Origin of the sequence: Actinophytocola sp. (assembly GCF_050699915.1) — a bacterium.
In the GTDB taxonomy this organism is placed as follows: Bacteria; Actinomycetota; Actinomycetes; order Mycobacteriales; family Pseudonocardiaceae; genus Actinophytocola.
The window spans coordinates 1-24,629 of sequence record NZ_JBOHGA010000086.1; the positions used below are offsets into that span (position 1 = coordinate 1).

At 72.3% G+C, this 24,629-nt stretch carries 20 protein-coding genes and 1 pseudogene; 9 read left to right on the forward strand and 12 right to left on the reverse strand.

The window, feature by feature from the left end:
• Window positions 1–1,384: LuxR C-terminal-related transcriptional regulator (locus ACRDSK_RS17115; protein WP_431442040.1), on the forward strand; the 1,384-nt coding region annotated here is incomplete at its 5' end.
• 59 nt (window positions 1,385–1,443) lie between these two features.
• Here the strand turns inward: ACRDSK_RS17115 and ACRDSK_RS17120 are convergent.
• A complete protein-coding gene (locus ACRDSK_RS17120) occupies window positions 1,444–2,547 on the reverse strand; it encodes a S8 family peptidase (RefSeq protein ID WP_431442041.1) in 1,104 nt (367 codons plus the stop codon).
• A gap of 206 nt (window positions 2,548–2,753) precedes the next feature.
• Between ACRDSK_RS17120 and ACRDSK_RS17125 the strand changes: the two genes are divergently transcribed.
• Window positions 2,754–3,113: a copper resistance protein CopC gene (locus ACRDSK_RS17125; RefSeq protein WP_431442042.1), complete on the forward strand. Its 360-nt coding sequence runs from the start codon at window positions 2,754–2,756 to the stop codon at window positions 3,111–3,113.
• A gap of 93 nt (window positions 3,114–3,206) precedes the next feature.
• Here the strand turns inward: ACRDSK_RS17125 and ACRDSK_RS17130 are convergent, their stop codons facing one another.
• The gene (locus tag ACRDSK_RS17130) at window positions 3,207–3,941 is read right to left on the reverse strand and encodes an alpha/beta fold hydrolase (RefSeq protein ID WP_431442043.1); all 735 of its coding nucleotides are present in this window, start codon (window positions 3,939–3,941) and stop codon (window positions 3,207–3,209) included.
• A gap of 54 nt (window positions 3,942–3,995) precedes the next feature.
• On the opposite strand from ACRDSK_RS17130, the gene ACRDSK_RS17135 reads away from it, so the two are divergent.
• Complete coding sequence (locus ACRDSK_RS17135) at window positions 3,996–4,952, forward strand: helix-turn-helix transcriptional regulator (protein WP_431442044.1); 957 nt, start codon at window positions 3,996–3,998, stop codon at window positions 4,950–4,952.
• Here the strand turns inward: ACRDSK_RS17135 and ACRDSK_RS17140 are convergent, their stop codons facing one another.
• The 4 genes from ACRDSK_RS17140 to ACRDSK_RS17155 all read right to left on the reverse strand — a co-directional run bounded on the left by ACRDSK_RS17140 (window position 4,953) and on the right by ACRDSK_RS17155 (window position 11,962).
• Window positions 4,953–7,382, reverse strand: a complete 2,430-nt coding sequence (locus ACRDSK_RS17140; RefSeq protein WP_431442045.1) for a hypothetical protein — start codon at window positions 7,380–7,382, stop codon at window positions 4,953–4,955.
• Window positions 7,379–9,091 carry a hypothetical protein gene (locus ACRDSK_RS17145; protein WP_431442046.1) on the reverse strand — a complete coding sequence of 571 codons (1,713 nt, stop codon included), beginning with the start codon at window positions 9,089–9,091 and terminating at the stop codon, window positions 7,379–7,381. The genes ACRDSK_RS17140 and ACRDSK_RS17145 overlap by 4 nt, the downstream gene beginning before the upstream one ends.
• On the reverse strand, window positions 9,088–10,395 hold the full coding sequence (locus ACRDSK_RS17150; protein WP_431442047.1) for an ABC transporter substrate-binding protein: 1,308 nt from the start codon (window positions 10,393–10,395) through the stop codon (window positions 9,088–9,090). Before ACRDSK_RS17150 ends, ACRDSK_RS17145 begins: the two co-directional genes overlap by 4 nt.
• A 121-nt stretch (window positions 10,396–10,516) precedes the next feature.
• Window positions 10,517–11,962: an FAD-binding protein gene (locus tag ACRDSK_RS17155; protein WP_431442048.1), complete on the reverse strand. Its 1,446-nt coding sequence runs from the start codon at window positions 11,960–11,962 to the stop codon at window positions 10,517–10,519.
• Window positions 11,963–12,466: 504 nt separating this feature from the next.
• Between ACRDSK_RS17155 and ACRDSK_RS17160 the strand changes: the two genes are divergently transcribed.
• Window positions 12,467–12,910, forward strand: coding sequence for a hypothetical protein (locus ACRDSK_RS17160; RefSeq protein ID WP_431442049.1), 444 nt, complete (start codon window positions 12,467–12,469; stop codon window positions 12,908–12,910).
• A gap of 13 nt (window positions 12,911–12,923) precedes the next feature.
• Here the strand turns inward: ACRDSK_RS17160 and ACRDSK_RS17165 are convergent, their stop codons facing one another.
• Entirely contained in the window at window positions 12,924–13,970 is a 1,047-nt protein-coding gene (locus ACRDSK_RS17165) for a sigma-70 family RNA polymerase sigma factor (protein WP_431442050.1), read from the reverse strand.
• Between the two features lie 80 nt (window positions 13,971–14,050).
• On the opposite strand from ACRDSK_RS17165, the gene ACRDSK_RS17170 reads away from it, so the two are divergent.
• The 3 genes from ACRDSK_RS17170 (at window position 14,051) to ACRDSK_RS17180 (ending at window position 15,956) form a co-directional block, all read left to right on the forward strand.
• Window positions 14,051–14,707, forward strand: coding sequence for a maleylpyruvate isomerase family mycothiol-dependent enzyme (locus ACRDSK_RS17170; RefSeq protein WP_431442051.1), 657 nt, complete (start codon window positions 14,051–14,053; stop codon window positions 14,705–14,707).
• Between the two features lie 10 nt (window positions 14,708–14,717).
• Window positions 14,718–15,041 (forward strand): DUF6572 domain-containing protein, encoded by a 324-nt coding sequence (locus ACRDSK_RS17175; RefSeq protein ID WP_431442052.1) that lies wholly within the window; start codon window positions 14,718–14,720, stop codon window positions 15,039–15,041.
• Window positions 15,042–15,224: 183 nt separating this feature from the next.
• Window positions 15,225–15,956, forward strand: a complete 732-nt coding sequence (locus ACRDSK_RS17180) for an alpha/beta hydrolase (RefSeq protein ID WP_431442053.1) — start codon at window positions 15,225–15,227, stop codon at window positions 15,954–15,956.
• A 12-nt stretch (window positions 15,957–15,968) separates the two neighbouring features.
• Here ACRDSK_RS17180 and ACRDSK_RS17185 read toward each other — a convergent pair whose 3' ends face one another.
• The 5 genes from ACRDSK_RS17185 to ACRDSK_RS17205 form a co-directional block, all read right to left on the reverse strand.
• The gene (locus ACRDSK_RS17185) at window positions 15,969–16,580 is read right to left on the reverse strand and encodes a hypothetical protein (protein ID WP_431442054.1); all 612 of its coding nucleotides are present in this window, start codon (window positions 16,578–16,580) and stop codon (window positions 15,969–15,971) included.
• A gap of 29 nt (window positions 16,581–16,609) precedes the next feature.
• Window positions 16,610–18,601 (reverse strand): hypothetical protein, encoded by a 1,992-nt coding sequence (locus ACRDSK_RS17190; RefSeq protein WP_431442055.1) that lies wholly within the window; start codon window positions 18,599–18,601, stop codon window positions 16,610–16,612.
• A 123-nt stretch (window positions 18,602–18,724) separates the two neighbouring features.
• A complete protein-coding gene (locus tag ACRDSK_RS17195) occupies window positions 18,725–21,103 on the reverse strand; it encodes an ATP-binding cassette domain-containing protein (RefSeq protein WP_431442056.1) in 2,379 nt (792 codons plus the stop codon).
• Window positions 21,104–21,152: 49 nt separating this feature from the next.
• Window positions 21,153–21,566, reverse strand: coding sequence for a VOC family protein (locus ACRDSK_RS17200; protein WP_431442057.1), 414 nt, complete (start codon window positions 21,564–21,566; stop codon window positions 21,153–21,155).
• 5 nt (window positions 21,567–21,571) lie between these two features.
• A complete protein-coding gene (locus tag ACRDSK_RS17205) occupies window positions 21,572–22,018 on the reverse strand; it encodes a helix-turn-helix transcriptional regulator (RefSeq protein WP_431442058.1) in 447 nt (148 codons plus the stop codon).
• A gap of 1,127 nt (window positions 22,019–23,145) precedes the next feature.
• On the opposite strand from ACRDSK_RS17205, the pseudogene ACRDSK_RS17210 reads away from it, so the two are divergent.
• A pseudogene (locus ACRDSK_RS17210) lies at window positions 23,146–23,511 on the forward strand (amidohydrolase family protein); the annotation flags it as partial.
• 286 nt (window positions 23,512–23,797) lie between these two features.
• The coding region (locus tag ACRDSK_RS17215) for an AAA family ATPase (protein WP_431442059.1) at window positions 23,798–24,629 on the forward strand (832 nt) is incomplete at its 3' end.

Below are 24,629 nucleotides of genomic sequence, written 5' to 3' on the forward strand. Positions count from 1 at the left end.
GGTCGGGCCGGCGGCCGTGGCCGGCAGCCCGGCGCTCGCGCTGATCTCCGCGCTGGCTCATGCGGTGGCAGGCGACCGAGGGCTCGCCGAGGCCGACCTGGCGAGCTGCTGGGCCGCCTGGCCCGCGACCCCGGAAGCCGACCTGCGACGGCTGCGCCAGCTGGTCGTGACCACGCACGCGCTGGCCGACGGAACCGCGCCGGCCGCGGTGTCGCGCGACTGGCCCGACGTGCTCGGCGCGTACGAGGGCACCGACCTGGAGGCGTGGGCACGGCTCGGCCTCGGCTGGACGATGCTGTGCGCGGGGGAGCCGGCGCGCCCCGAGCTCGAGGCGGCCGAGCGGCTCGCCCGCGACCACGGGTTCGACTTCCTCCGGCTGCACAGCCTGTCGGCGCTGGCCGTGCTGTCCGCTCGGGACGGTGCGTTCCCGGCCATGGAGTCCGCGGCCGCGGCGGCGGTCGAGCTCGCCTACGCACTCGGCTGGACGTCGTCGCCGTGGCTGTCCACGAACCACCTCATGATCGGCTTCGCGCGGCTGCTGTGCCTGGATCCCGTCGCGGCGCTGGACGAGGCACGGCACGCGGAGGCCGCCCTCGCCGCGGACGCGCCGAGCCGGTCGCGCTACCTGGTCGGTGTGCTGAGCGGGGCGGCGTGCGTGGACGAGGGTCGCCGGCGGGAGGGGCTGGCGCTGCTGCGTGCGGCGCGCCACGACCACGGCGACGCGAGCGTCCCCGCGCCGCTGCTCGCCGCCGGGGCGCTGATCGAACATCGGTCCACAGTGGACGCCGGCCAGGACGCGCTCGCGCAGCAGCTGGCGGCGTGGGTGCGGGAGCGGGTCGGCAACGTCGCCGAGCTCGGCCTGATGCGGGCGCGGGCCTCGTTCGCCCACGGTGGTCTGGAGGCGACCGAGGAGATGCTCGCCGGCCGGCCCGCGCTGTGTCCGACGACGCCGCTGGAGGCCGAGCTCCTGGCGACGGCGCTGGAGATCCGTCTCGGCCGGCGGACGCGGGCGCGCGACTCGCTCTACGAGTCGCTGGTGCGTGCGGAGCCGGTGTCGCTGATCCGCCCGTTCCACGACGCGGACCTCTCGGTGCGCCAACTGCTCCTGGAGCAGGTGGGCGGCTTCGGCTCAGCGAACGGCTTCGCGGCCCGGGTCAGCCAGACGGTGTCCACAATGGATGCTCGAAGGGCGGACGTGCTGACCAGCCGCGAGCACGCGGTGCTCGTCCGCCTGTCGTCGCCGCAGTCACTGGACGAGCTGGCGGTGGACCTGCGGGTGTCGGTGAACACGGTGAAGACCCATGTGCGCGCCATCTACGCGAAGCTCGGTGTCAACAACCGCCGGGGCGCGGTGGTGGCGGGCCGGCAGCTGGGCCTCGCCTGACACCGAACAGACGTCTGCCCGGTCCGACGGGGGGCCGGACCGGGCAGACGGTTGGTTCCTTACAGACCCGCGGACTGCAGCATCAGGTTCGGCGTGCCGGCCGGCGCACCGACGACCTGGTTCGGCGACGCGTTGGCCGTGATCCACGCGTTCAGCGACGCGCTGTCCACGTCACCCTGCGAGCTCTTGTAGAGCGCGCCGACGCCCGCGACGTGCGGCGAGGCCATCGAGGTGCCGCTGATGGTGTTCGTGCCACCGTTGAGCCACGCCGACGTCACGTCCACGCCCGGGGCGTAGACCTCGACACAGGTGCCGAAGTTGGTGAAGAAGGCGCTGTTGTCGCCGGAGTCGCTGGCGGCGACGGTGGTGACGTTGGCGGCGCTCGCCGGGGTGAACTGGCAGGCGTCGAACGTCGAGTTGCCGGCGGCGACGGCGGTGAAGACGCCGGAGTCGGCCATGCGGGTGGCGGCGTCGTTGACGGTCTGGTTGAAGCCGCCGCCGAGGGACATGTTCGCCACGGCCGGGCGGGCCGCGTTCGCGGTCACCCAGTCCATGCCGGCGATGACGCCCTCCCAGGTGCCGCTGCCGCCGCAGTCGAGAACGCGGACGCCGCGCAGCGCCGCGTTCTTGGCCACGCCCCAGTTCGAACCGCCGATGGTGCCGGCCACGTGCGTGCCGTGCCCGTTGCAGTCCTCACCGTTGCCGCCCATCGCGTCGAAGACGTTCTGGCCGCGGCCGGTGAAGTCCGGGTGGTCGGCGTCCAGACCGGTGTCGATGATGTACGCCGTCACGCCGCTGCCGTCGGCGTTCCAGGTGTACGTGCCGTCCAGCGGCAACGTGGCCTGGTTGATGCGGTCGATGCCCCAGGTCGCGCCCGTCTGGGTGCCGTCGATGCTGACCTCGGCGTTCTGCTCGATGCGAGCGACCGACGAGTCCTTCCGCAGCGCATCGAGCTGGTCGGCGGACAGTGTGGCGGAGAACCCGTTGATCGCCGACGAGTAGACGTGCCTCGGCTTGACGTTCAGGTCGGCGGCCAGCGTGCTGGCGGACTTAATGCCGGCCTGGTCCTTCAGGGTGACGATGTACTGGCCGGACACGCCGCCGGTCGTCGCCTGGATGACCGGTACCGCTGCCGTGGGCTCGGCGTTGGCGGGTATTGCCACGCCGATGGCAGCAGTAGCCGCGGCCGCAAAGAGAACGGCCAGTTTCGTTCGTTTCATTTCATTTACCTCGCAGGGTTTGGCAAGCCGTTCTACGGACCCTCGACTGGAAATTCGGCTTGCGAACAGAATTTTCCAACCACAAGTCGATACGGACAATCCGCCACGAGGAGTAGTAGCGCTGCTACCCGGACGCGGCGGTCATCTTCGTGACGGGCGCGGACGGCGTGACCTGGTGGGTCGGCGACATCACGGCGGACGGCAACACGCTGACCATGCCGATCACCCCCGCCGAGCCGGCGGGACCCTGCAAGATCAACTACGAGGTCGTTTCGGCCGCCGGCGACCCCGTCAGCGGCGAGGTGGCGTTCACCCTGGCTCGGGCGGTCCCGGCGACGAGCACCCCGCCCGCACCGACGGAGTCGGCGGCGGGCCCGATCACCGGCGCCGCCGACTCGGGCGGCCCGTCGGGCTGGATCTGGGTCGTGGTGGCCGCGGTCGGCGTCGGCCTCGTGGTCGGCCTCGTGCTCGCCCGTGTCGGCCGCGCCCGCCCGGCCACCGAGTCCTGATCCTCCGCTGACCTGGCGTCGACCAGGGCGTGCGCACCGTCGAGAAGCTCACCTGACGCGCCGCCGCGCTGGGGTGTGGCGGCGTGTCAGCGATCACCGAGTCCCGGCGCGGTCCAGGATCTCCGCCAGCTCGGCCGGGCGGGTGAACATGGGCCAGTGCCAGGTCGGTAGTTCCTCGAACCGCCACTGGTCGCCGGCCATGTGCCGGAACATCGGCGCGGCCGCCATGCCGCGGGCCTGCTCCTCGGTGAAGCCGCACAGGACGCCCACCCGAGGCAGCTTCTCCCACGCGCCGGTGAGCGACACCGGCGTGGTCGCGGTCGCCCACGGCTGGGGCGTCGACAGTTCGACGAGCGTCTTGACGACATCGCCGTCGAGGTCGACGCCCGCGGCGAGCTGCTCCCACGGCGGTGGGGGCAGCCGCCAGCCGTCGCCGTGCTCCTTGACCAGCTCGGCGGTCGCGGCCTGCTCGTCGGGCTCGTCGAACTCGGACTGCGAGACGCCGTCCGGCAGCGGCCCGGTGTCGACGAACACGAGCTTCGCCACCCGCTCCGGCATCCGGTCCGCCGCGGCGGTGATCACCACCGCGCCGGCGTAGCTGTGGCCGACCAGCACCACGTCGGTCATGTCCTCGTACCGCAACAGGTTCAGCACGTCGGTGACGTGCACCTCCAGGTCTACCTCCGGGCCGGCGAGGTGGGCGCGCTCGCCCATGCCGGTGAGGCTCAGCGGGTACACGTCGTGCCCCTGCGCGCGCAGCGCGTCCGTCACCGGGCGCCAGGCCCAGCCGCCGAGCCAGAAACCGGGAATCAGTACGTAAGTCGTCATGTCCCTGACGCTAATCTCAATACCGGGCAGAATCCGCCCGGTATAATCGGCGGTGTGACCCGGCCCACAGCGCGCGTGTTGGCCCTGCTGGAGCTGCTGCAGAGCGGCGGCACGCACACCGTCGCGTCGCTCGCGGGGCGCCTCGGTGTCGACGAGCGCACGTTGCGGCGCTACGCCCGGCACCTCACCGATCTGGGCATCCCGATCGAGTCGCGGCGCGGCCGGTACGGCGGCTACCGGCTGACCGCGGGCTACAAGCTGCCGCCGCTGATGCTGACCGACGACGAGGCGGTGGCGGTCGTGCTCGGGCTGGTCGCCGGCAGCCGCACCGGCCTGGTCTCGGCGGCGGGCGCGGCGGCCGACAGTGCGTCGGCGAAGGTCCGGCGAGTGCTGCCGGCGGAGCTGCGCCGCCGGCTCGACTCGTTGTTGTCCGCGGCCGACTTCACCGCGCCCGAGTGGTCCGCGAGCCCGCCGGGCACCGCGGAGCTGCTCGTCCTCGCCGACGCCGCCCGGCGCCGCAGACCGGTCACGATCACCTACACCAGCTGGCGCGGCAGCTCGAGCGAGCGGCGGGTCGAACCGTACGGCCTGGTGTTCCACTCGGGACGGTGGTACGTGACGGGGTTCGACTCGCTGCGCGGCGAGGTGCGGACCTTCCGGCTCGACCGCGTCGCGGCGGCGGAGCTGGAGCCCGGCACGTTCGAGGTGCCGGCCGAGTTCGACCCGATCTCGCGCGTGCTGTCCGGGCTCGCGGAGGTGTCCTACCCGCACGAGGTGTCGGTGCTGCTGCACACCACGGTCGCGGAGGTGCGCACGAAGCTGCCGGCCTCTGTCGCGACCGTCACGGAGACGGCCGGCGGCGTCCGGCTGCTCCTGCGCGCGAACCGGCTCGAGTGGGCGGCGGCGGTGCTCGCCTGGCTGGGGTGCACCTTCGAGATCGAGTACCCGGACGAGCTGCGCACGGAGGTGGTCAGGCTGGCCGACCGACTGTCCGCATGCGCCGCACGGTGATCAGTTCGGCGCCGGGGCCTGGCCGCCGGTTGCCCGGCGTAGGTACTCGTCGACCAGTGCGGTGTCCGGCTGGCCCGCACGGAGCTGCTTCGACCGCTGGAGAAGCGGCAGCGCCGTCGCCGCCGGGTCCGCGTCGTCGGGGTCGTCGGCCAGCCGGGCGGCGACCGACGGGTCGACGAGGGCCGCCGCGCCAAGGTGTTGCAGGCAGCGAGCCTGACCCTGCTCCTCGCCGATCGCCTCGAACAGCTGCTGTGCCTCCAGCCACCGCGACACCGCCGCGTTCAGGTCCGTTGTGGACAGTGCGATCCCGCGCAGCTCCACCGCCTGCGCCTGGCAGCCGACGTCGTCCCGCGCGCGGGCCATGGCCTCGGCACGGTCCAGTAACGCCGCCGCGTCGGGTGAGCCGTTCGCCAGGTGCAGCGCCCCGAGGTTGACCATGGCGATGCCGGCACCGGGATGCCGCCCGCCTTCGGCGAGCTCCTCGAGCGCGCGGCGTTCCTCCACACCGTCGCGTGTGGACTCGCCGCCGGCCATCGCGAGCAGCGCCCGCTCCACGCACACGCGGGTCACGAGCTCGGTGGCGAGGTCGTGGTCGGTAGTGCCACGCGCCTCGCCGTCCACCTCCGACAGCAGCCCGTCCGCCTTCGTCCGCTGCCCGACCATCCGGTAGGCGGTGGCCATCCGCGCCGCGGCCAGCGCGGCGAGCCCGCTCCGCTTGGCGCTGCCGGCGAGCACACGCAGTTCGGTACTCACCTTGAGCAGCCCATCAGCCTGCTGCTCGCGCACGTACCAGTACTCCAGCGCGCCGGCGATGCGTGCGAGGTCGTCGAGCACCGCGAGCAGCACCGCACCATCCTCATAGGACTCCGGGGAGAACAGCGGGCGCAGCGTGGGCTCCTCCTCGTGCAGCCACGCCGCGGCCCGGGCGCCGACCGACCGCACGTCGAGCTGGTTCGCCCTGCGCACCACGCGGTCCGCGTGGTGGTTGACCAGCGCGGGCACCGCGATGTGGGCCGGGTCGTCGTCCTCGTCGTCCGCCTGCCCGGCGATCGCCCACCGGATCTCCTGCGGCAGCCGGTACCGCTCGCCCACCTCCTGCACGAAGCCCCGGACCCGCAGTGCCTCGAACGGCGCGGGCAGGGCGCCGACCGGGTCCGCGTCCACGTCCGGGGCGTGGGCCTTCAGGACGGCCGTGATCGCCTCCGTGGTCAGCGCCGTCACCGGGAGCACGGCCAGCGCGCGCAACAGCCAGTAGGCGTCCGGGCCGAGGCTGTCCTTGGTGCGGAGCAGGATCGCGCGCCAGATCCCCACCAGGGGGTTCTCGTCGGTGTGCAGCGACGCGAGAAGGCTGCTCACCTCGGCCTCGCGGTCTGGGCCGGTTATCTCCCGCGCCACGGCCTTGATCGCGCGGGGCCGGCCCCCGCACACCGCCAGCAGCTTGTCGATCGGGTCGGGCGTGACCAGTGGTTGGGTGGGCACCACCTCCGGCGGAGGGCGCAGCCGGTCGAGCACCCACCGTACGAGTCCCGACCGGCGCCGGGTCGGGACCGGGCGGGGCGGCTCCGTCGGCGCCGTGTCGGTGTCGGCATGCCAGATCCTGCGCATCCCGTCCATCGACAGCGGGTCGACCGGTACCTGGCTGATGCCCGGCACCACCGACTCGATCGCCGTCTCGCCGGCGATCACGAGCCATGGCTGACGGTTGTTCCGTTTCGTCCACTGTGGAAGGAGCCACTTGATCTCGTCCACCGCCGCGACGTTGTCCAGCAGCAGCACGGCGTACTGCTTGGCGAGCACGTCGTGCAGCCGCTCCGCGGCGTTGGCCAGCACCTTCGGCGTCCCGTTCGCCGGCTCGTCGAGCCCGAACGTGGACAGGATGCGGCCCGCAGTCGCCCGGGCGTCGTCCGGGCTCCGGGTCGACCGGCTGCGCAGGTCGAGGCGGACCACGTACCGGTCCTCGGTGCGCCGCTCGTCGATCAACGCCTGCACCGCCGCCTCGGCGACCGCGGACGTGCCGACGTCCCGCGGCCCGTGCACGACCGCGATCCCGGTGCTGAGCACGGCCCGCAGCACGGCCGTCACCTCGCCGTCGCGGTCGTAAATCGGGCCGGGCGCGCGCCACTCCGGCGGCTCCGGCCCGACCAGCCAACCCACCTCCGGCGGCGGTGGCAGCTCGGGCGGCGGCGGGTGCCGCCACTTCCACAGCTGGTACCCGACCCACGTCAGCGCGGTCAGCGGCACCACGCCTACCCCGATCACCAGCAGGATCCGCCCGAGGTACTGGCCGACGTCCGTCGCGTTGGCCTGACCGCCGATCAGCTCGCCGGCCAGCGCCCCGAGGAACCACAGCAGCGCACCGAACGTGAACACGCCGAAGCGCGTCAGGAAACCCCGCACCGACTGCGGACCGCCACCGCCCAGCCGGCTCATCGGGTCGCACCCCCGGTGAGTCCGGAGATCACCTTCGGCCAGGTGACCAGCAGCAGGGTGACGGGGATGACCGAGGCGACCACGGCCCCGGCGGCGACCGTGCCGGTCGAGATGCCGAACTGCCGTGCCTCGCCCCACAGCAGCAGGTTGAGCGGGGTCGAGCCCGGTCCGCTGATCAGGAAGCCGACGATGAAGTCGTTCCACACCAACACGAACTCCAGCACCACCACCGCCACCAGCGCACGCCGGTACCGGCCGCGCCAGATGGCGTCCAGCGAGGGGCGGCGGGTGCCGGACGGGTCGGGCGGCGCGAGCTGGAACGCGGTGCGCAGCACCAGGGTCGCGAAGGGCAGGCCGGCCGCCGCGTGCACGAGGGCGAGCGGCGCCCGGGCGCCGGCCAGCCCGAGCTCGCCGAACAGGTTGCCGAGCGGGCCGGCGTACATCTGCACCGGCGCGACCGCCATGACGGCGAGCAGCAGGGTCAGCACACGCGAGAAGCGCTCCGGCAGGCCGCCCCAGGTGAGCAGGTACGCCGCCGGCACCGCGGCCGCCACGACGAGCGCGGTGGCGAGTCCGGCGAGGAAGACGCTGCCGAGCACCGCGGGCCACAGCCAGCTCGCGCTCACGTCGGCGAACGAGCCGAGCCCGAGGCCGGACAGCCGCCACCACCCTGCCGCGCCGGCCGCCCGCGGCTCGTGCAAGGCCGTGGCCAGCAGGATCACCACCGGCAGCAGCCAGAACGCGGCCAGCCCGAGCCCGACCAGCCAGCTGGGCCACCGGCGCTTCGGCGGCGCCGGTTCGGTCGCGACGTCCTCGGCCGGAACAGGCGGGGGGTGCGCATCGTTCCGGCGCTGCCGCATGGACCACAGGCTGAGCGCGCCCACGATGACGAACAGCAGCACCGCGAGCGCGGCCGGCTCGCCGGTGTCCGTGCTGCGCGAGGTCATCCGCCACCAGTGCAGCCCGACCACGTCGACGTCGTCCTGCATGGAGCCCGGCGCCGCGATCAGCACCAGGTCGAACACCCGGATCGCGGCGACCAGCACGGTCAGCATCACGATGCTGGTGACCGGCCCCGGCTTGGGCAGCCCCGGGTGACCGAAGAGCCCCGGCCCGCCCGCCGGCCGCGCGTCCAGGCCGGCGCGGAACAGCACCACGACGAAGCCGAGCCAGGTCCAGGCGAACGACGAGGCGAGCACCAGCCAGACCAGGCCCGGACCGAGCCACACCACGTCCCCGCCGAACAGCGCGCCGGCCAGACCCCGCTCGGGCGCCGGGTCGAAGATCATCCGGAACACCGCGCCAGAGACCAGCGCGGACACCCCGAAGGGGAGGATCAGCAGGTACAGCAGGACCGGCCACGGCCCGTGGAACAGCCTGCTGGCGACGGCGATCCCGTAGCCGAGCGCGACGACGATCAGCGCGATGCCCACCCACAGCACGCTGTTCCGCGCCGACGCGAGGGCGCCGTCGTCGGTGACCACGGCGAGGATGTTGCCGATCACCGGCACGTCGCCGTCCAGCGCCCAGACCACGGTCCACACGATCGGCACCAGCAGCACGAGCAGCAGCAGGAACGCCGGCACGCCCAGCAGGAACCGTACGTGCCCGCCGTGGTCCCCGGTCTGGTCGAGCGCCCGTCCCGAGACCTCGCGCCCGGTCACCTCCAGCTTGAGGCCGGGTCTGGGTTCGACGTGCACCGGGCTCATCGCGCCGCCTCCGCGATCGCGGCCATCTTCCGCGCCGCGTCCCGTGCCACCGTCGCCGGCGGCACGCCGGCGGCGAGCTCGCGCACGAGCTGCTGCAGGACGAGGGCGAGCCCGTCGCGGCCGCCGACGGAGCCGAGCTGGTCGGCGAGCCGGAAGCGGATTCTCTGGGTCTGGTCGTGTACCTCGCGGGCGCGGTCCTTCAGGGTCTCGCTGTAGTGGCTCTTGTCGGTAAGGGGATTCGCCGCGATGAAGCCCCCGGTGCGACGGATCCACGGCAGCGGCGCCCGCGGGTCGGCCAGGTAGCGCAGCAGGTCCTCCGCGGGTTTGCGTGCCGGCTTCACCAACACCAGCAGGTCGCCGGCCACCGCGATCGGGGCAGTGGGCTTGTGCGCCGGAAACGTGAAGGTGTCGTACTCCTCCTCAGGGGTGCCGAACCCGCGGATCACCGACTCGGCGTAGTCCGGCGCGACCACCATCGCCGCCCGCCGGTACAGGAAGACCTCCTGTACCGCGTCCGGGTACTGCAGCACGAGGGCGCGGTCCAACCCGCCCGAGACCGCGCCCGGCACCGACCACATGGTGGCGAGCATGTACAGCGCCTTGACGACATCCCGCCCGCGCCACGACTTCGGGTGGTAGTTCGGGCTGCTCAGGGCATCGTAGGTGCCCACGAAGTGTCGCAACAGGACGTTCTCGAAGGAGACGGCCAGCAGCCAGCCGTCGGCACCGCCGAGCGCGAGCGGCGCGATGCCCGCGCCGCCCAGCCGCGGGTCGTCGATGATCCGCTGGTTCAGGTTCAGCCATTCCTCCCAGCTCGTCGGCTTCTCCAGGCCGTGCTCGGTGAACAGCTTCGGGCGGTACCAGACCACGGACGAGTGGGCGAGCTTGAACGGCAGCGCGTAGTGCGGGTCGTCGGTCTCCTCGCCGGTGATCCGCTCGTACTCGGAGCGCCACAGGTCGTTCGGCAGCGGCTCCAGGTCGTCGATGCCGGCGCTGACGGTGCCGGGTTGGGGCATCGCGACAAGGTCAGGCCGTCCCGCGGTCCGCGCGCCGAGCGCGGAGGCGATGTCGTCGCCGAGCGGGACCAGCTCGTAGCCGCCCGAGTAACCGGCGAGCACCGCTCGGAAGGCCGCGAGCTCGCCGGCGCTCCACGAGACGCCTACCCGCACGTTGTCGCCGACCCCGGCCGTGCTCGCCAGCACGGAGCAGCCGGACAGACCCATGGTCGCGGTCGTGAGCGCGCCCGCGCGTAGCAACGCACGCCGGGAGACGCCAACCGGCGACGCGGCTCCAGGTTCCCCCATCCCACCCTCGCCATTGACCAGTGGACCGAACCTTCCCGCACACCTTACGCGCACGCAGAGTCACGGGAAGCGAGGCCCACCGGTCAACGGCTTCCGGTGGATCCTCCCGCCCCGGGTGGGGTCAGAAGACCTCGTAGCCCGGGGTGAGGAGGTCGTTGGGGTCGTACTTGATCTTGGCGGAGTTGAGCCGGTTGAACTCGGAGCCGAAGTGGGTGCGCCAGTCGGCGCTGGACATGGGGAAGGCGCTGACCGGGTAGAGGGCGCCGCCGGCGGCGCGGACGCGGTCGTAGATCCCGCGGTTGATGCTGACGAGCCGGTTGGCGTTGTTGATGTCGCTGGTGGCGGGGACGCGGACGAAGTTGAACGCGTACATCAGGCTGTCCGACGGCTTGCGCAGCAGCGGGCTGGTGATGGTCGAGCGGCGCAGCGGGGAGAGCACGATCTGCCCGAACTGCCCGAGGTCGGTCGCCGCGTTGGTGCGGCTGACCTCGTCGTTGACGACGGCCTCGACGCGGGAGTCGCCGATGAACGTGGTGAGCCAGGGGTGCGGGTTGAACCACTGGCCGTTGGCGCGCAACGCCGCCTCGAGCGCGGCGAGCCGGTTGGAGTAGTCGAAGTAGGTCAGGGTGGTGAGCACCCGCGCGGCCTGGTTGTCGGTCATGCCGGCGAGCAGCGCGGCGTCGTTCGGCGGGGTGCCGGTGAAGAACTTCGCGCAGTCGAGGCGGTAGACCCAGCCCCCGGTCGGCGGGGAGGCGATCGCACCCTGGACCACGTCGAACCGGTTGTCTCCGGACACCAGGCGAACGTCGTTCAGCATCGCGGCCAGGGTCGGGTAGGTCAGCTGGTAGCGGCGCACCGAGGCCGGCGCGGCGACGAGCTTGAGCGTGGCCTTGGTGATGACGCCGACCTGGCCCAGCCCGGCGCGCACGGCGTTGAACAGGTCGGAGTTGCTGCTGGGGGAGCAGGTGACCCGCTGCGCCTTGCCGGTCACCACCTCCATGGAGATGAGGTTGTCGGACTGGAGGCCGTAGCGCGCCGTCGTGGAGCCGACGCCGCCGACGACGATCGTGCCGCCGATCGACAGCTCCAGGTAGTCGGTGAGCACCGGCGGCGTCTTGCCCTGCGCCAGCGTGGCGCGGAGCACGTCGCTCCACTTCGCACCGGCGTCCACGGTGATCCGGTCGTTCTGCACAGGACCGATGGACCGCAGCGAGGTCATGTCGATGACCCCGCCCTGGCCGTCTGTCATCGCGCGGCCCCAGACCGAGTGGCTCTGGCCCTGCGGTGCCGCCTTGCCGTTGTAACGTCTGGCGTAGTCGAGCGCGGTGACGATGTCGTCGGTGGACCCCGGCTCCAGGACCAACAACGGTGTCTTGTGGACGATGTGGCCGAAGTCGTCGGCGGCCGCGGCGAGGCTGGCGGGGTCGGTACGGACCACACCGTCCAGGTCGGGCATCGGCCAGCTGCCGTGGCGTGCGGGTGCTGCTGCGACGGCCCGGCCGCCGACGGCCACGGACGCGGCCGTGGCGAGTCCGCCGATCAACAGGGCACGACGATTGGCGTCCATGTGTTCTCCTCGAGGACGGTGAAGCGCCAGCGAGCGCGCGATCACCGTACCCAGCGAGTAGCCGCCATCCATAGATCCACCTGGCCGCACCCCACTAGGCGCTTCGGCCGCTCGCGGTCTCGATCCCCCTGCGGCGCAACGGCTTCGGTAGCGAACCGCGTCCACTCAGGCACGGACCGCGACCATCGCCAGGTGACTGTTCCACCGGTTCCAAACGCAGTTGGTTGCGAGGTGGCAGTCCTCAATGGAATGGGCGGCACCCGATCGTCCACTGTGGTCCCGCCGTGGGCGGTCGGGGACGGTCTGCCGGCGCGGCGGGAGCGGTCGGTCGCGACCCGGCCGGCCGTGCTCCGCGGGCCCGCTCGGCGTGGCGCCGCGGCCTCGGCGCGGATCGAGTCACGGATCGAGTCGCGAAATCCGATCGAACCAACTCGGCGCGCCAGCCGTACCTCTCGGTAAGGACCCGACCTGTTCGAAATCTTGGCCGAAGTGATCCGGAGCGGCATGCCTTCCCTCAAACGTCTGGTGTTCGTTGCCGCCGTCGCCCTGTTCGTGCTGCTGGGCGCGGCGCCGTCCGCGGTGGCGGCGAGCCAGCCCACACCGCCAGCACCGCCGGACGGCAGCGGCGTCGCCACGCCGTCGGCCGCGCCCGAGGGCGACCTGAGCGGAGGGCTGGGCACGGAAGGCGAGGCGAAGCCGCCGCTGCTGTCGCCGGCGCCCAAGCCGCAGCGTGCCGAGGACCCGCAACCCGAAGAGGGGCTGCCCGTCTGGCTGTGGGCCGCGCTGGCGCTCCTGACCGGCGGCGTCGCCGCTGTCGCCGTGTTCCTGATGCGGGGGAGCCGCCCGCCGGCGAACTCCGTACCGGTCCTCGAGAGCACCGCCGAGCTCCTCGCGGTCGGCCGTGGCCACCCCCCGATGACCGGCCGCCACCCCGGCAACGACCGATAGCCCGAGCTCGGCCTCAGGGCAGCGAGGCGGGCAGCCCGAACGGCGGGAAGTGGTCGGCGTCGAGGAACGACGCGATCTCCGCGATGTGGTCGCCGCGCAGGCTCAGGACCGTGATCGACCAGGCGGTGTGCGGGCCGGCGGCGTCCGCGCCGACGTAGAACGCGACAGCCGGCTGGCTGTTGGCGCTGGTCAGCAGGTGCCGCCAGCTCGGGCAGCGGGTCATCGGGACCTGCACGGCGAAGTCGACGACGGCCTCGCGGCCCCGGTACCAAGCGGCCAGCGGCGGCATCGACCAGGTGACGTCCTCGGTGAGCAGCGCGACCAGAGCATCGGCGTCGCCCTGCTCGAGGGCGGCGGTGAACCCGGTGACGAGCTCCCGCACGCGGGCGTCGCCGACCGTCCGCAGCGTCTGCTGCTGGGTGCGGGCCGGGACCCGCTGCGCGACGACCCGGCGGGCCCGCGCCAGCGCGGAGTTCACCGAGGTGGTCGACGTGTCCATGATCGTGGCGATCTCGGCCGCGGACAGGCCGAGGACCTCGAACAACAGCAGTGCCGCCCGCTGGTTGCCCGGCAGGTGCTGGCACGCGGCGACGAACGCCAGCTCCACGGCCTCGCGCTGCTCGTAGCGCGCCTCCGGCCCGGCCGCGCCCGCCGCGAGCCCGGCGTCGGGGAAGGGACCCAGCCAGGCGACCTCGGTCCGCGGGGCGTTGCCGTCGAGCACGGCACGCGGGCTGGCCGGGCCGAGGTCCACGGGCATGGCCCGCTTGCCGCGGGCGGCGACCACGTCCAGGCAGGTGCGCGTGGCCACGGTGTACAGCCAGGTGCGCAGCGAGCCGCGGCCCTCGAAGCGCGCCAACCCTCGCCACGCCCGCAGCAGCGCGTCCTGCAGGGCGTCGTCCGCGTCGTGGACCGAGCCGAGTATGCGGTAGCAGTGGGCGCGCAGCTCCCGGCGCAGCGGTGCCACGAGCCGGCCGAACGCGGCGTCGTCCCCACCACGCGCCAGGGCGAGATCCTCGTCGATCGCCGCGTCCGTGAACTGCCCGAAGGAAATCTCGCCCACGAGCGACGATTCTGCCCCACGGCCGCGGTCCCACCTGTGCACGAGTCGACGACAGACTCGACGACACAGGAGGTTCTCCGATGACCACACCCTCGCTCCGCCGGGCGGCCGGGACCTGGCCGCTGGTGCACGCCGAGCGGGCCGCGTTGGCGGCCGACCTCGCCGACCTGACCGACGAGCAGTGGGCGACGCCGTCGCTGTGCACCGGGCTCACCGTGCGCGAGGTGCTGGCGCACCTCACCGCGGCGGCGAGCCTCGACCCGGTGCGGTGGCTCGCGGGGGTGATCCGGTGCCGGTTCGACTTCGACCAGCAGGTGGCCATGCGGCTGGCCGAGCACCTGGGTACGACCCCGACCGACACGCTCGCCCGGTTCCGCCGGGTGGTCACCAGCACCACGAAGCCGCCCCTCCCTGTCGTGGCGATGCTCGGCGAGTCGATCGTGCACGCCGAGGACATCCGCCGGCCGCTGGGCATCCACCGCGCCTACCCGATCGCCACCATCACCCGGCTGGCCGACTACTACCGGGGATCCGATCTCGTCGTCCTCGCCAAGGGCCGCATCGGCGGACTGCGTCTCGTCGCGACCGACGGCCCGTTCGCCACCGGCGCCGGGCCGCTGGTGTCCGGCCCCACGCTGGCCCTGGTCATGGCGATGACCGGCCGGCCGTCCTACTGCGCCGAGCTGGCCGGCGAGGGCGTCGCCATCCTGCGCGACCGCGCCACGACCCCGTGTTAGCGTGAGCCCGATGTCTGGGATTGCGGATGCGACGACGATCGATCTGGTCGCACAGGACGCCGCGGGCGAGTACATGGTCGTGATGGTCGAGGACCGGCCGTGGGACGCGGGGCCGGTGCAGCAGCTGCAACTGCGCGACAAGATCAACCTGTACGCCGACTTCATCAACAGCGGCGACCTCGTGCGCGAATACCCGGAGACGGCCGGCAAGCCGGTTCGCATTCACCTGGACTGTGTCGAGGAACCGACCGGCGACATCGCCACGGTTGTCGAGTACGCCGCCGGCCAGCTGCGCGAGCTGGGCATCGACTTCACCGTGAACGTCCGCGGCTGAGACGGAGCCTCCGAAACCCGTTGGCGGACCACAACAGCCGCTGCTAGCTTTCCGGGGGCCGTGCGAGAGAACGAGGAGGTGGTACCCGTGAACGTTTCGACGTGGGTGCTCCCCTCCGGGGTCATGGTCGGGCGATAGGTCGTCCGGGAGCGCTGTTCACGAGCACTCCCGAAAGGCACGACCATGCGATTCACTTCCGAACAGCGTCTCGACGACGGCGTCCTCGAGCGCGAGTTCACCCTCGGCGAGATCCCCGGCATCCTGTGGACTCCCGGATCCGCCTCCGCACCGGCCCCGCTGATCCTGCTCGGCCACCCCGGCGGACTGCTCAAGATGTACCCCCGACTGCTGGCCCGGGCCCGGCACTGCGCGGCGGCGGGCTACGCCGCGGCCACCATCGAGCTCCCCGGCAGCGGTGACCGGCCCCGTTCCGCCGCCGCCGAGCAGGCCGGCGCCGACCTGCGCCGGGCGCTGAAGGCCGGAGAGCCGGTCGACGACGGGATCGTCGACCGGCTCGTGCTCCCGCTGGTCGACAAGGCGGTCCCGGAATGGCGGGCCGCCCTCGACGCCCTCCTTGCGCTGCCCGAGATCGGCGGCCCGGTCGGGTACGCGGGAGGGGTGATCGCCATCGGCATCCGGCTGGCGGTGGTCGAGCCGCGCATCTCGGCCGCCCTTCTGTTCGCCGGGAGTTTCGTGCCCCGCACCATGTTCGAACAGGCCCGGCAGGTCACCGTTCCGCTGCTGGTCCTGCTGCAGTGGGACGACGAGGGAAACGACCGGCAGCTGGCCCTGGACCTGTTCGACGCCTTGGGCTCCAAGGAGAAGACGCTGCACGCCAACATGGGCGGGCACACCGGCGTCCCGCGGTTCGAGGCCGACGACGGGAACCGGTTCTTCGCCCGGCACCTGAGGTGAGGAAGACCAGTTCTAAGCCGCCGCCTCCCGGAACCGCTCGGCGAACCGCCGGTAGTAGTCGGCGGCCGCGTCCTGCCGGTCGCCGAGGGAGTCCAGCTCGCCGGTGAGCGCGGTCATCGCCCGGTCGTGCTCACCGGCGAGGAGATACGCCACCGGCAGGCGGTACTCCGGCATCGTGCCCTCCGCGGGCCCGGACTCCAGCTGCCGCGTGATCGCGGCCAACGTGGCGTGTCGGCGGAGGAACGGCAGGCCGTGCTCGCGGACGTTCTCGACCAAGTCCTGCGCGGTCGCCGCGAGGTCCTCGGCGCGGAACAGCCAGACGCGGAAGGTGTTCTCCGGCATCAGGTGGCCCAGCGGGATGGCGACGGTCGCCGGCTTGTAGGCATGGAACTTGTCGTCCCGGAGTCGCGCCACGGTTCGCTCGATCGACTGGTGGCGCAGGCCGAGGACGGGGTTGACCTCGATCTCGCCCGTCCGGGTGTGTTGCGTCGCCTCGTTGAGGCCCAGCCAGCCGAGCACGTCGTCGGCCAGCTCGACGGTGAAGATCGTGCCCGCCCGCTTCCGGAAGCCGTCCCCGGCCAGCAGCGCGCCTACCTCGTCGCCGAGCTCCTTGCTTGTCACCACTTGCTTGTCACCACGCCGATATCGTCGCCTCAGGGCAGGCGGACCACCCACACCGGGGTCGGACCGATCGGCACGCCCGACTCCAGCCCGGGAGTCTTGTCGGCGTTCGCCCCGCGGGGCACGCCTCCCTGGGACCGGATGATCGGGAAGGCCTTCTCCTGGTTGGGCGTCAGCCGTGCGCCCGGCCCGTTCTTGACCTCGACGAAGGACAGCTGGCCGCCCGGCAGCCGGGCGAAGAGGTCCGGCCGGGTGCGGACACCGCCGGCGTCGACGGTGATCTCGCTGCCCAGGACCCGGCCGCCGGCGGCCTCGATGTCCCGCCGCACCTGCGCGACACCGTCGGCGCCCTTCTTGACCGGGCCGGCGCCGCCGCGTCCTGACGGGCCGCCCTTACCGGCGTCGGTGCCCTTGTTGCCCTTGTTGTCACCGGGACTCGCGCTGTTGCCACCGCGATTGGGTCCCGCGCCCGGTCCGTTCGATCCCGCGCCGGGGGACTGGGGCCGGTTTGCGTTCGGGCCCGACGGGGACCGGTCGGGCGCGCCGATCGCGGCCGGCCGGTCGTCGTCGTTCCGGTCGTTGTCACGCCGCGATCCCGGGGCTCCCGGCGTCGCCGGCACGGCCGTCGCCGAGTCGCGGTCGTTGTCGCGGTCGGGCGGGTTTCCGGGGCGCTGCGGCGAGTTGGCCGACGGCGCGTCCGCGTTCCCGTCCTGGCCCGGCTGGTTGGGTCGGGCATCGGGCGCGCCCGACGGGCCGGGCTGGGCGGGCGGCTGAGGGCTCGGGTCGGCGTTCGTGTTGCCGCCCTGCGGGGCGTTCGGGTCGGGGTTGGACCTGTTGTCGTTGACGGTGTCGAGCGTCTCGCTGAGGGCGCGGCGGCCGAGGCTGCCCGGAATACTGGCTCCCCGGGTCGCCGCGGCGATGGCGGCCTCCGCGGCGACGACGTCCGCCTGGCCGTGCAGCTCGCCCAGGTAGGTGGCCGGATCTTCTTGGAACCGCCGCCACTCGTTGGCGACGAACTCCCGCGTCGCGGCCTCCGGATCCTCGGCGACCTTCCGGATCTGCTCGATCTTCGTCGTCCAGGACTTCTGGACCGCGGTGACCATCTCGGACATGCTGCCGTTCCAGCCGGCCCGGTCGAGCAGGAACCGTTCGGGTCCCAGCTCGACGCGGAGCTTGCCCAGATCGACCAGGTCCCCGGCGGCGTCGACCCATTGCTCGACGCGGGCCTGGCCGTACTTGCCCAGCTGCTCGCCGACGTCCCCGATCAGGTCATCGAGCTCCCAGTCGTACTGACTGGCCGTCGGGTCGACCCGCTGACCGTTGCGGATGTCGTAGCGGTAGGCCAGGTCGTGGGTGCCGCCCTGCGCCTTGGGCTTGCGCTTCTGCGGCACCCAGGGCTGGAGCTGACCCGTGGGGGTGCCGCTGGCGGCGTTGCGGCCCGGGACGGCCTGCGGCACGCTCGGTCCCATGATCGGCGCGGCCCGCCGGTCGCGGTCGCGATCGCGGTCCTGGGTCGTGGGCGTGCGTTCCTGCGGCGAGACCTTGTTCGGCCCGCGGTCGTCGGGCCGGTCCACGCCGAACGTCGTCTTCGGGCTGGTGCCGGCGGAGCGGCCGGAGGCCGAGTTGCCGGTCTGCGACGACTGCGAGGTCCGGTTCGGCGAGAACTTGTGCGGGTCCCGGTCCGGCGGCTTGTCCTTGCGCTGCGCGGGTTTCGGCGCGTGCGCCGGCCCCGCCGCCGACGGCCCGGACGAGGACGCCCCGGCCGACGACTGCGAGTTGGCGCTCGAGGACTGCTGCGGGTTGGAGTTCGACGGCCCGGCGGTCGTCTTCTGCCTGGCCTGGACGTCGTCCCGCCTGTTGGCGGTGTCGTTCGGCGACGACCGGTCGCTGTTGTTGTTGACCGCCGCGGCGTCGGCGGGCGCCGCCGGGGCGACCAGCGAGACGGCGAGCGCGCCGACCACCGCCGCGAAACCCGTCTTCAGACGACCACTGCTCTGCCAGCCCGCCATGCTGAGGACCCCCAACAGGAACTCGTGCCCGACAAGATTCCAACAGTGTCGGAAGCTAGCACGCGAGTTCCCGTCAGGTCTCCGATTTCGGAAGATCTTTCACACTCCGTGACCGGCGTCAGCAGCCCCCGAAGTCGGTCAGCGACCCACGTAGGCCGCGAGGTGTTCGCCGGTCGTGGTGGAGCGGGCGGCGACCAGGTCGGCGGGAGTGCCCTCGAAGACGATGCGGCCGCCGTCGTGGCCGGGGCCCGGCCCCAGGTCGATGATCCAGTCCGCGTGGGCCATGACCGCCTGGTGGTGCTCGATCACGATGACCGACTTGCCGGAGTCGACGAGCCGGTCGAGCAGGCCGAGCAGCTGCTCGACGTCGGCGAGGTGGAGGCCGGTGGTCGGCTCGTCGAGGACGTAGACGCCGCCCTTCTCCGCCATGCGGGTGGCCAGCTTCAGCCGCTGCCGCTCGCCGCCGGACAGCGTGGTGAGCTGCTGGCCGATGCTGAGGTAGCCGAGCCCGACGTCGGTGAGCCGGTCGAGGATGGCGTGCGCGGCCGGCGTACGAGCGTCGCCGGCACCGAAGAACTCCTCGGCCTCGGCCACCGACATCGCGAGGACCTCGCTGATGTCCTTGCCGCCGAAGGTGTACTCGAGCACCGCGGCCTGGAACCGCTTCCCCTCGCACTCCTCGCAAGTGGACTCGACGGTCGCCATGACCCCCAGCTCGGTGTAGATGACGCCGGCGCCGTTGCAGGTGGGGCAGGCGCCCTCGGAGTTCGCGCTGAACAGCGCCGGCTTCACGCCGTTGGCCTTGGCGAAGGCCTTGCGGATCGGGTCGAGCAGACCGGTGTAGGTGGCCGGGTTGCTTCGCCGCGAACCGCGGATGGCGCCCTGGTCGATCACCACCACACCCTCGCGGCGGGCGACCGAGCCCTGGACCAGCGAGCTCTTGCCGGAGCCGGCGACGCCCGTGACCACGCAGAGCACGCCGAGCGGGACGTCGACGTCCACGTTCCGCAGGTTGTGCGTCGACGCGCCGCGAACCTCCAGCGAGCCGGACGCCGAACGCACCGAGTCCTTGAGGCTCGCCCGGTCGTCGAGGTGGCGGCCGGTCGTGGTGTCGCTGCGCCGCAGCCCGTCCAGGGTGCCCTCGTAGCTGACCGTGCCGCCCGCCGTGCCGGCGCCGGGGCCGAGGTCGACGACGTGGTCGGCGATCGCGATCGTCTCGGGCTTGTGCTCGACCACGAGCACGGTGTTGCCCTTGTCCCGCAGCTGCACCAGCAGCGCGTTCATCCGCTCGATGTCGTGCGGGTGCAGGCCGATCGTGGGCTCGTCGAAGACGTAGGTGACGTCGGTGAGCGACGAGCCGAGGTGGCGGATCATCTTGGTGCGCTGTGCCTCGCCGCCGGACAGCGTGCCCGACGGCCGGTCGAGCGAGAGATAGCCCAGCCCGATCTCGTCGAACGAGTCGAGCAGGTGCTGCAGTCCGGTGAGCAGCGGGGCCACCGACTTGTCGTTGAGGCTGCGGACCCAGTCGGCCAGGTCGCTGATCTGCATCGAGCAGACGTCGGCGATGTTCTTCCCCCGGATCTTCGAGGACAGTGCCTCCTGGGCGAGCCGGGTTCCGTCGCACTCGGGACAGGTGGTGAACGTGATCGCCCGGTCCACGAACGCCCGGATGTGCGGCTGCATCGCCTCGCGGTCCTTGGCGAGCATGGACTTCTGGATCTTGGGGATCACGCCCTCGTAGGTGAGGTTGATGCCCTCGACCTTGATCTTCTCCGCCTCGTTGTAGAGGAGCTTGTGCAGCTCCCGCTTGGTGAACTTGCCGATCGGCTTGTCCATCGGCAGCCCGGCGCCGGCGAAGATGCGGCCGTACCAGCCGTCCATGCTGTAGCCCGGGATCAACAGCGCGCCCTCGGCGAGCGACTTGGTGTCGTCGTACAGCGCGGTCAGGTCGAAGTCGCTGACCGCGCCCATTCCCTCGCAGCGGGGACACATGCCGCCGAGCCGGTTGAAGGTCGCCTTCTCGGCCTTCGTCTTGCCGCCGCGCTCGATGGTGATCGCGCCGCTGGCCCGCACCGAGGGGACGTTGAACGAGAACGCGTTGGGCGAGCCGATGTGCGGCTTGCCGAGCCGGCTGAACAGGATGCGCAGCATCGCGTTGGCGTCGGTGGCGGTGCCGACCGTGGAGCGGGGGTTCGAGCCCATCCGCTCCTGGTCGACGATGATCGCCGTCGTCAGGCCGTCCAGCATGTCGACCTCGGGGCGAGTCAGCGAGGGCATGAACCCCTGCAGGAACGCGCTGTAGGTCTCGTTGATCATCCGCTGGGACTCGGCCGCGATCGTGTCGAAGACGAGCGAGCTCTTGCCCGAGCCGGAGACACCGGTGAACACGGTCAGCCGGCGCTTCGGAATCTCGACGCTGACGTCCTTGAGGTTGTTCACGCGCGCGCCGTGGACGCGGATCAGGTCATGCGTGTCGGCGATGTGCGGCTCGGACTTCTGCGTGCGCGTCGTGCTCATCGGTGTCTCCCCTCGGGTCGGGCGGTGCCGGCGTCGCGTGCCGGCTCGCTCAGCGCGTCTCCTGGATGCGGATCAGGTTTCCCGCGGGGTCGCGGACGGCGCAGTCGCGCACCCCGTAGGGCTGGTCGGTCGGCTCCTGGATGACCTCGGCGTCGCTGGCCTGCAGGCGCTCGAAGAGGTTGTCGAGGTCCTTTGTGGCCAGGTTGATGCCGGCGAAGGTGCCCTTGGCCATCATCTCGGCGATGGCCTGCTGCTCCTCGTCGGTGATGCCGCAGCCGGGCGACACCGGCGGCTGCAGGACGATGGAGGTGCCGGGCTGGCCGGCGGGGCCGACCGTGATCCAGCGCAGACCCTGGTAGCCGACGTCGTTGCGGACCTCGAAGCCGAGGACGTCGCGGTAGAAGGCGAGTGACTCCTCCGGGTCGTCGTGTGGGAGGAAGCTCGAGTGAATGCTGATGTCCATGCAGGTCACGCTAGCGACGGCTGGGTGCCGGACGCTTCTCGATTCCTGATCGGTCTGGTCACCCGTTTCGCCACGCACGCCGGCATCCCCGCCGTCGCGGCGGCCGCCTGGCTTCGGTAGGTGCTGGGCGGCACGCCGACCAGCTCGGTGAAGCGGGTGCTGAACGTGCCCAGCGACGAGCAGCCGACCTCGAAGCAGACGTCGGTGACGCTGAGGTCACCACGGCGCAGCAGCGCCATCGCGCGCTCGATGCGGCGCGTCATCAGGTAGCTGTACGGCGACTCGCCGTAGGCGCGCCGAAACTGGCGGCTGAGGTGTCCGGACGACATGTTCACGCTGCGGGCCAAGGCCTCGACGTCCAGCGGCTGCGCGTACTCCCGGTCGATCCGGTCACGGACGCGGCGCAACAGCGCGAGGTCGCGCAGTTGCGTCGCGGTGGGTCTGCTGCTCACCTGCGCGATGGTGCCACAGAAGTCCGACATACGGCGTCGGCAAAGTGCGGTGTGGCGGCCGCGGCGCCCCATTTCCACCGCCGCGCCGGCTGGCTACGCTGGTTTCCTGGACCTTGGGGGGTTGATGCGTGATGTCGGATTCCAGCCGAAGAACGTTCCTTTCCTGGATGTCGAAGAGCGGGCTGGTGCTCGCCGCGGCCGGGGTGGCCGGTGCCGGGCAGACGCCCGCCGCGGCCGACGCGCGAGACGTGCTCGTGTTCACCGACGCGACCTTGATCGACGGCACCGGCGCCGCACCCCGGCCGAACACGACGATCGTGGTGATCGGCGACCGGATCGTGGCCGTGGGGCGGCACCGGTCCGCGCCGCCGGCCGGCGTGCGCGTCGTGGATCTGCGCGGCAAGTTCGTCCTACCTGGACTGTGGGACATGCACAGCCACACGTTCGGGCTGGAGCGGATCCTGCCGCCGCTGTTCATCGCGAACGGCATCACCCGGGTCCGGGAGATGTGGGGCAACCCGTTCGTTCGTGACGTGCGCGACCGGATCCACGCGGGCGAGCTGGTCGGGCCGCGCATGGTGGTCGCCAGCAACATCATCGACGGGCCGCACTCGATGCTGGCCACGTTCGGCGAGCCGACCGAGGTGGAGACGACCGCCGCGGCCCGGGCCGCGGTGCGGCAGGCCAAGCGCGACGGCGCCGACTTCGTCAAGTTGTACTCGTTCCTGCGGGACGACACGTTCAGCGCGGCCGCCGACGAGGCGAGGCGCCTGGGCCTGCGGATCGCCGGGCACGTGCCGGACCGGATCTCGGTGGTTCGCGGCAGCAACCTGGGCATGCGCACCCAGGAGCACCTCTATGCGCTCTACGTCGACGTGTCCCGGGACCGGGACCGGATCCGGGAGATCATCCGGACCACGCCGGTGGACCCGGCCGACCCGGTCAGCTGGTTCTTCCTGGTGCGCACGCTGGAGATGGAGGCGGCCAAGTCCTACGACCCGCGGCGAGCGGCCGGGGTGTTCGCCGCGCTGGCGCGCAACCGGACCGCCCTGTGCTCGACGCTGACCGTGCTGCGGCTGTTCACCACCCCGCCCGAGCTCATCCGCGACGATCCGCGGGTCAGGTACATGCCGGAGTGGGTGGTGCGTCAGGTCTGGGAGCCGGCGCTGGGCCCGCCGTGGAGTCCGGAGCAGGTCGTGGCGGCCCGCGAGTTCTTCGACGCGTCGGCGCTGCTGCTGCGGGACGCGGACGCCGCGGACGTGCCGCTGGTCGCCGGCACCGACTGCGGGATGACGGCCCCGTACATCTTCGCGGGCTTCGGCCTGCACGACGAGCTCGAGCTGATGGTGCGGGTCGGGCTGAGTCCCATGCGGGCCATCCTGTCGGCCACCCGGGACGCCGCCCGCTTCGCCGGCCAGCGGCACCTCAGTGGCACCGTCGCGCCCGGGAAGGCCGCGGACCTGCTGGTCCTCGACGACGATCCGCTGGCCGACATCCGCAACACCCAGCGCATCCCACGCGATCGTCGCGAATGGACGGTACATCGACCGGCGCGCCCGGGAGCGCATGCTGGCCGAAATCGAGGCCGAGGCCGCCGCCAGCACCCCGCCGCAGGCCACGGTCGCGGTGGTGCCGTGCTGCGCGCTCCCGCACAACTAGTCCGAACCGGACGCGCCTGCGACACTGTGCTCAGGTTCGGGGGGAGCGGAGACAGCCCTGGAGCACGGACGGAACCAGCTCGTCGGCCGGACGCGGGAACGCGCGCTGCTGGCCGGCCGGTTGCGCACGGGACTCGACGGCGCCGGGCAGGTCCTGCTGGTGGCGGGGGAGCCCGGCGCCGGCAAGACGCGGCTCGCCGAGGAGATCGCCGGCGAGGCGGTCCGGTTGGGCATGCGCGCCTGCTGGGGCCGCGTCACCGACGACGAGGGCAGCCCGCCGTACTGGCCGTTCCGCCAGCTCGTGCGCGCGCTGCACCGGGCCGGCCCGGAGCCGGCCGGTGACCTGGCACTCGTCGCGCCCGAGCTCGGCGGCGCCCCGGAACTGTCCGAAGTGGAGACCACCGCACCGGAGCAGCGGTTCCGGGTCTTCGAGGCGGTGACCGGGTTCCTGCGTGCGGCCGCCGGGGAGGACGGTCTGCTCCTGGTGCTCGACGACCTGCAGTGGGCGGACCCGGCGTCGTTGCGGCTGCTGATCCACCTGGCCCGCGGGACGGCGGACGCACGACTGGTCCTGCTGGCGACCTACCGCGACACCGAGACCGTGGGCCGCGAGCCGCTCCGGCAAGCGCTTGCGGCGCTCGCCGGTCAGCCGTCGGTGACCAGGCTGCGCCTGGTCGGACTGACCGAGCCGGAGGTGGGCGTCCTGCTCACCGGGCTGGCGGGCCGCCCGGTCGCGGCCGCGACGGCGGCCGCGGTGAGTCGGCGCACCGGTGGCAACCCGTTCTTCATCACCGAGCTGGCCGGCGTGCTCAGTGGCGAATCCGGTGGCGACTCCGGTGGCGACTCCGGTGGTGAGTCCGGTGTGGACCTTCCCGACGGCGTGCGCGACGCCGTGCGCGGCCGGCTCCGGCTGCTGTCGGCGCAGACCCGCCGGATCGTCACCGCCGCGGCGG

Bases quoted from the DNA above. Each gene is read 5' to 3' on its own strand.
- ACRDSK_RS17160 (WP_431442049.1), top strand. From the start codon at position 12,467: ATGCCTTCCCTCAAACGTCTGGTGTTCGTTGCCGCCGTCGCCCTGTTC.
- ACRDSK_RS17180 (WP_431442053.1), top strand. From the start codon at position 15,225: ATGCGATTCACTTCCGAACAGCGTCTCGACGACGGCGTCCTCGAGCGC.
- ACRDSK_RS17175 (WP_431442052.1), top strand. From the start codon at position 14,718: ATGTCTGGGATTGCGGATGCGACGACGATCGATCTGGTCGCACAGGAC.
- ACRDSK_RS17140 (WP_431442045.1), bottom strand. From the start codon at position 7,382: ATGAGCCGGCTGGGCGGTGGCGGTCCGCAGTCGGTGCGGGGTTTCCTG.
- ACRDSK_RS17155 (WP_431442048.1), bottom strand. From the start codon at position 11,962: ATGGACGCCAATCGTCGTGCCCTGTTGATCGGCGGACTCGCCACGGCC.
- ACRDSK_RS17150 (WP_431442047.1), bottom strand. From the start codon at position 10,395: ATGGGGGAACCTGGAGCCGCGTCGCCGGTTGGCGTCTCCCGGCGTGCG.
- ACRDSK_RS17200 (WP_431442057.1), bottom strand. From the start codon at position 21,566: ATGGACATCAGCATTCACTCGAGCTTCCTCCCACACGACGACCCGGAG.
- ACRDSK_RS17195 (WP_431442056.1), bottom strand. From the start codon at position 21,103: ATGAGCACGACGCGCACGCAGAAGTCCGAGCCGCACATCGCCGACACG.
- ACRDSK_RS17130 (WP_431442043.1), bottom strand. From the start codon at position 3,941: ATGACGACTTACGTACTGATTCCCGGTTTCTGGCTCGGCGGCTGGGCC.
- ACRDSK_RS17145 (WP_431442046.1), bottom strand. From the start codon at position 9,091: ATGAGCCCGGTGCACGTCGAACCCAGACCCGGCCTCAAGCTGGAGGTG.
- ACRDSK_RS17170 (WP_431442051.1), top strand. From the start codon at position 14,051: ATGACCACACCCTCGCTCCGCCGGGCGGCCGGGACCTGGCCGCTGGTG.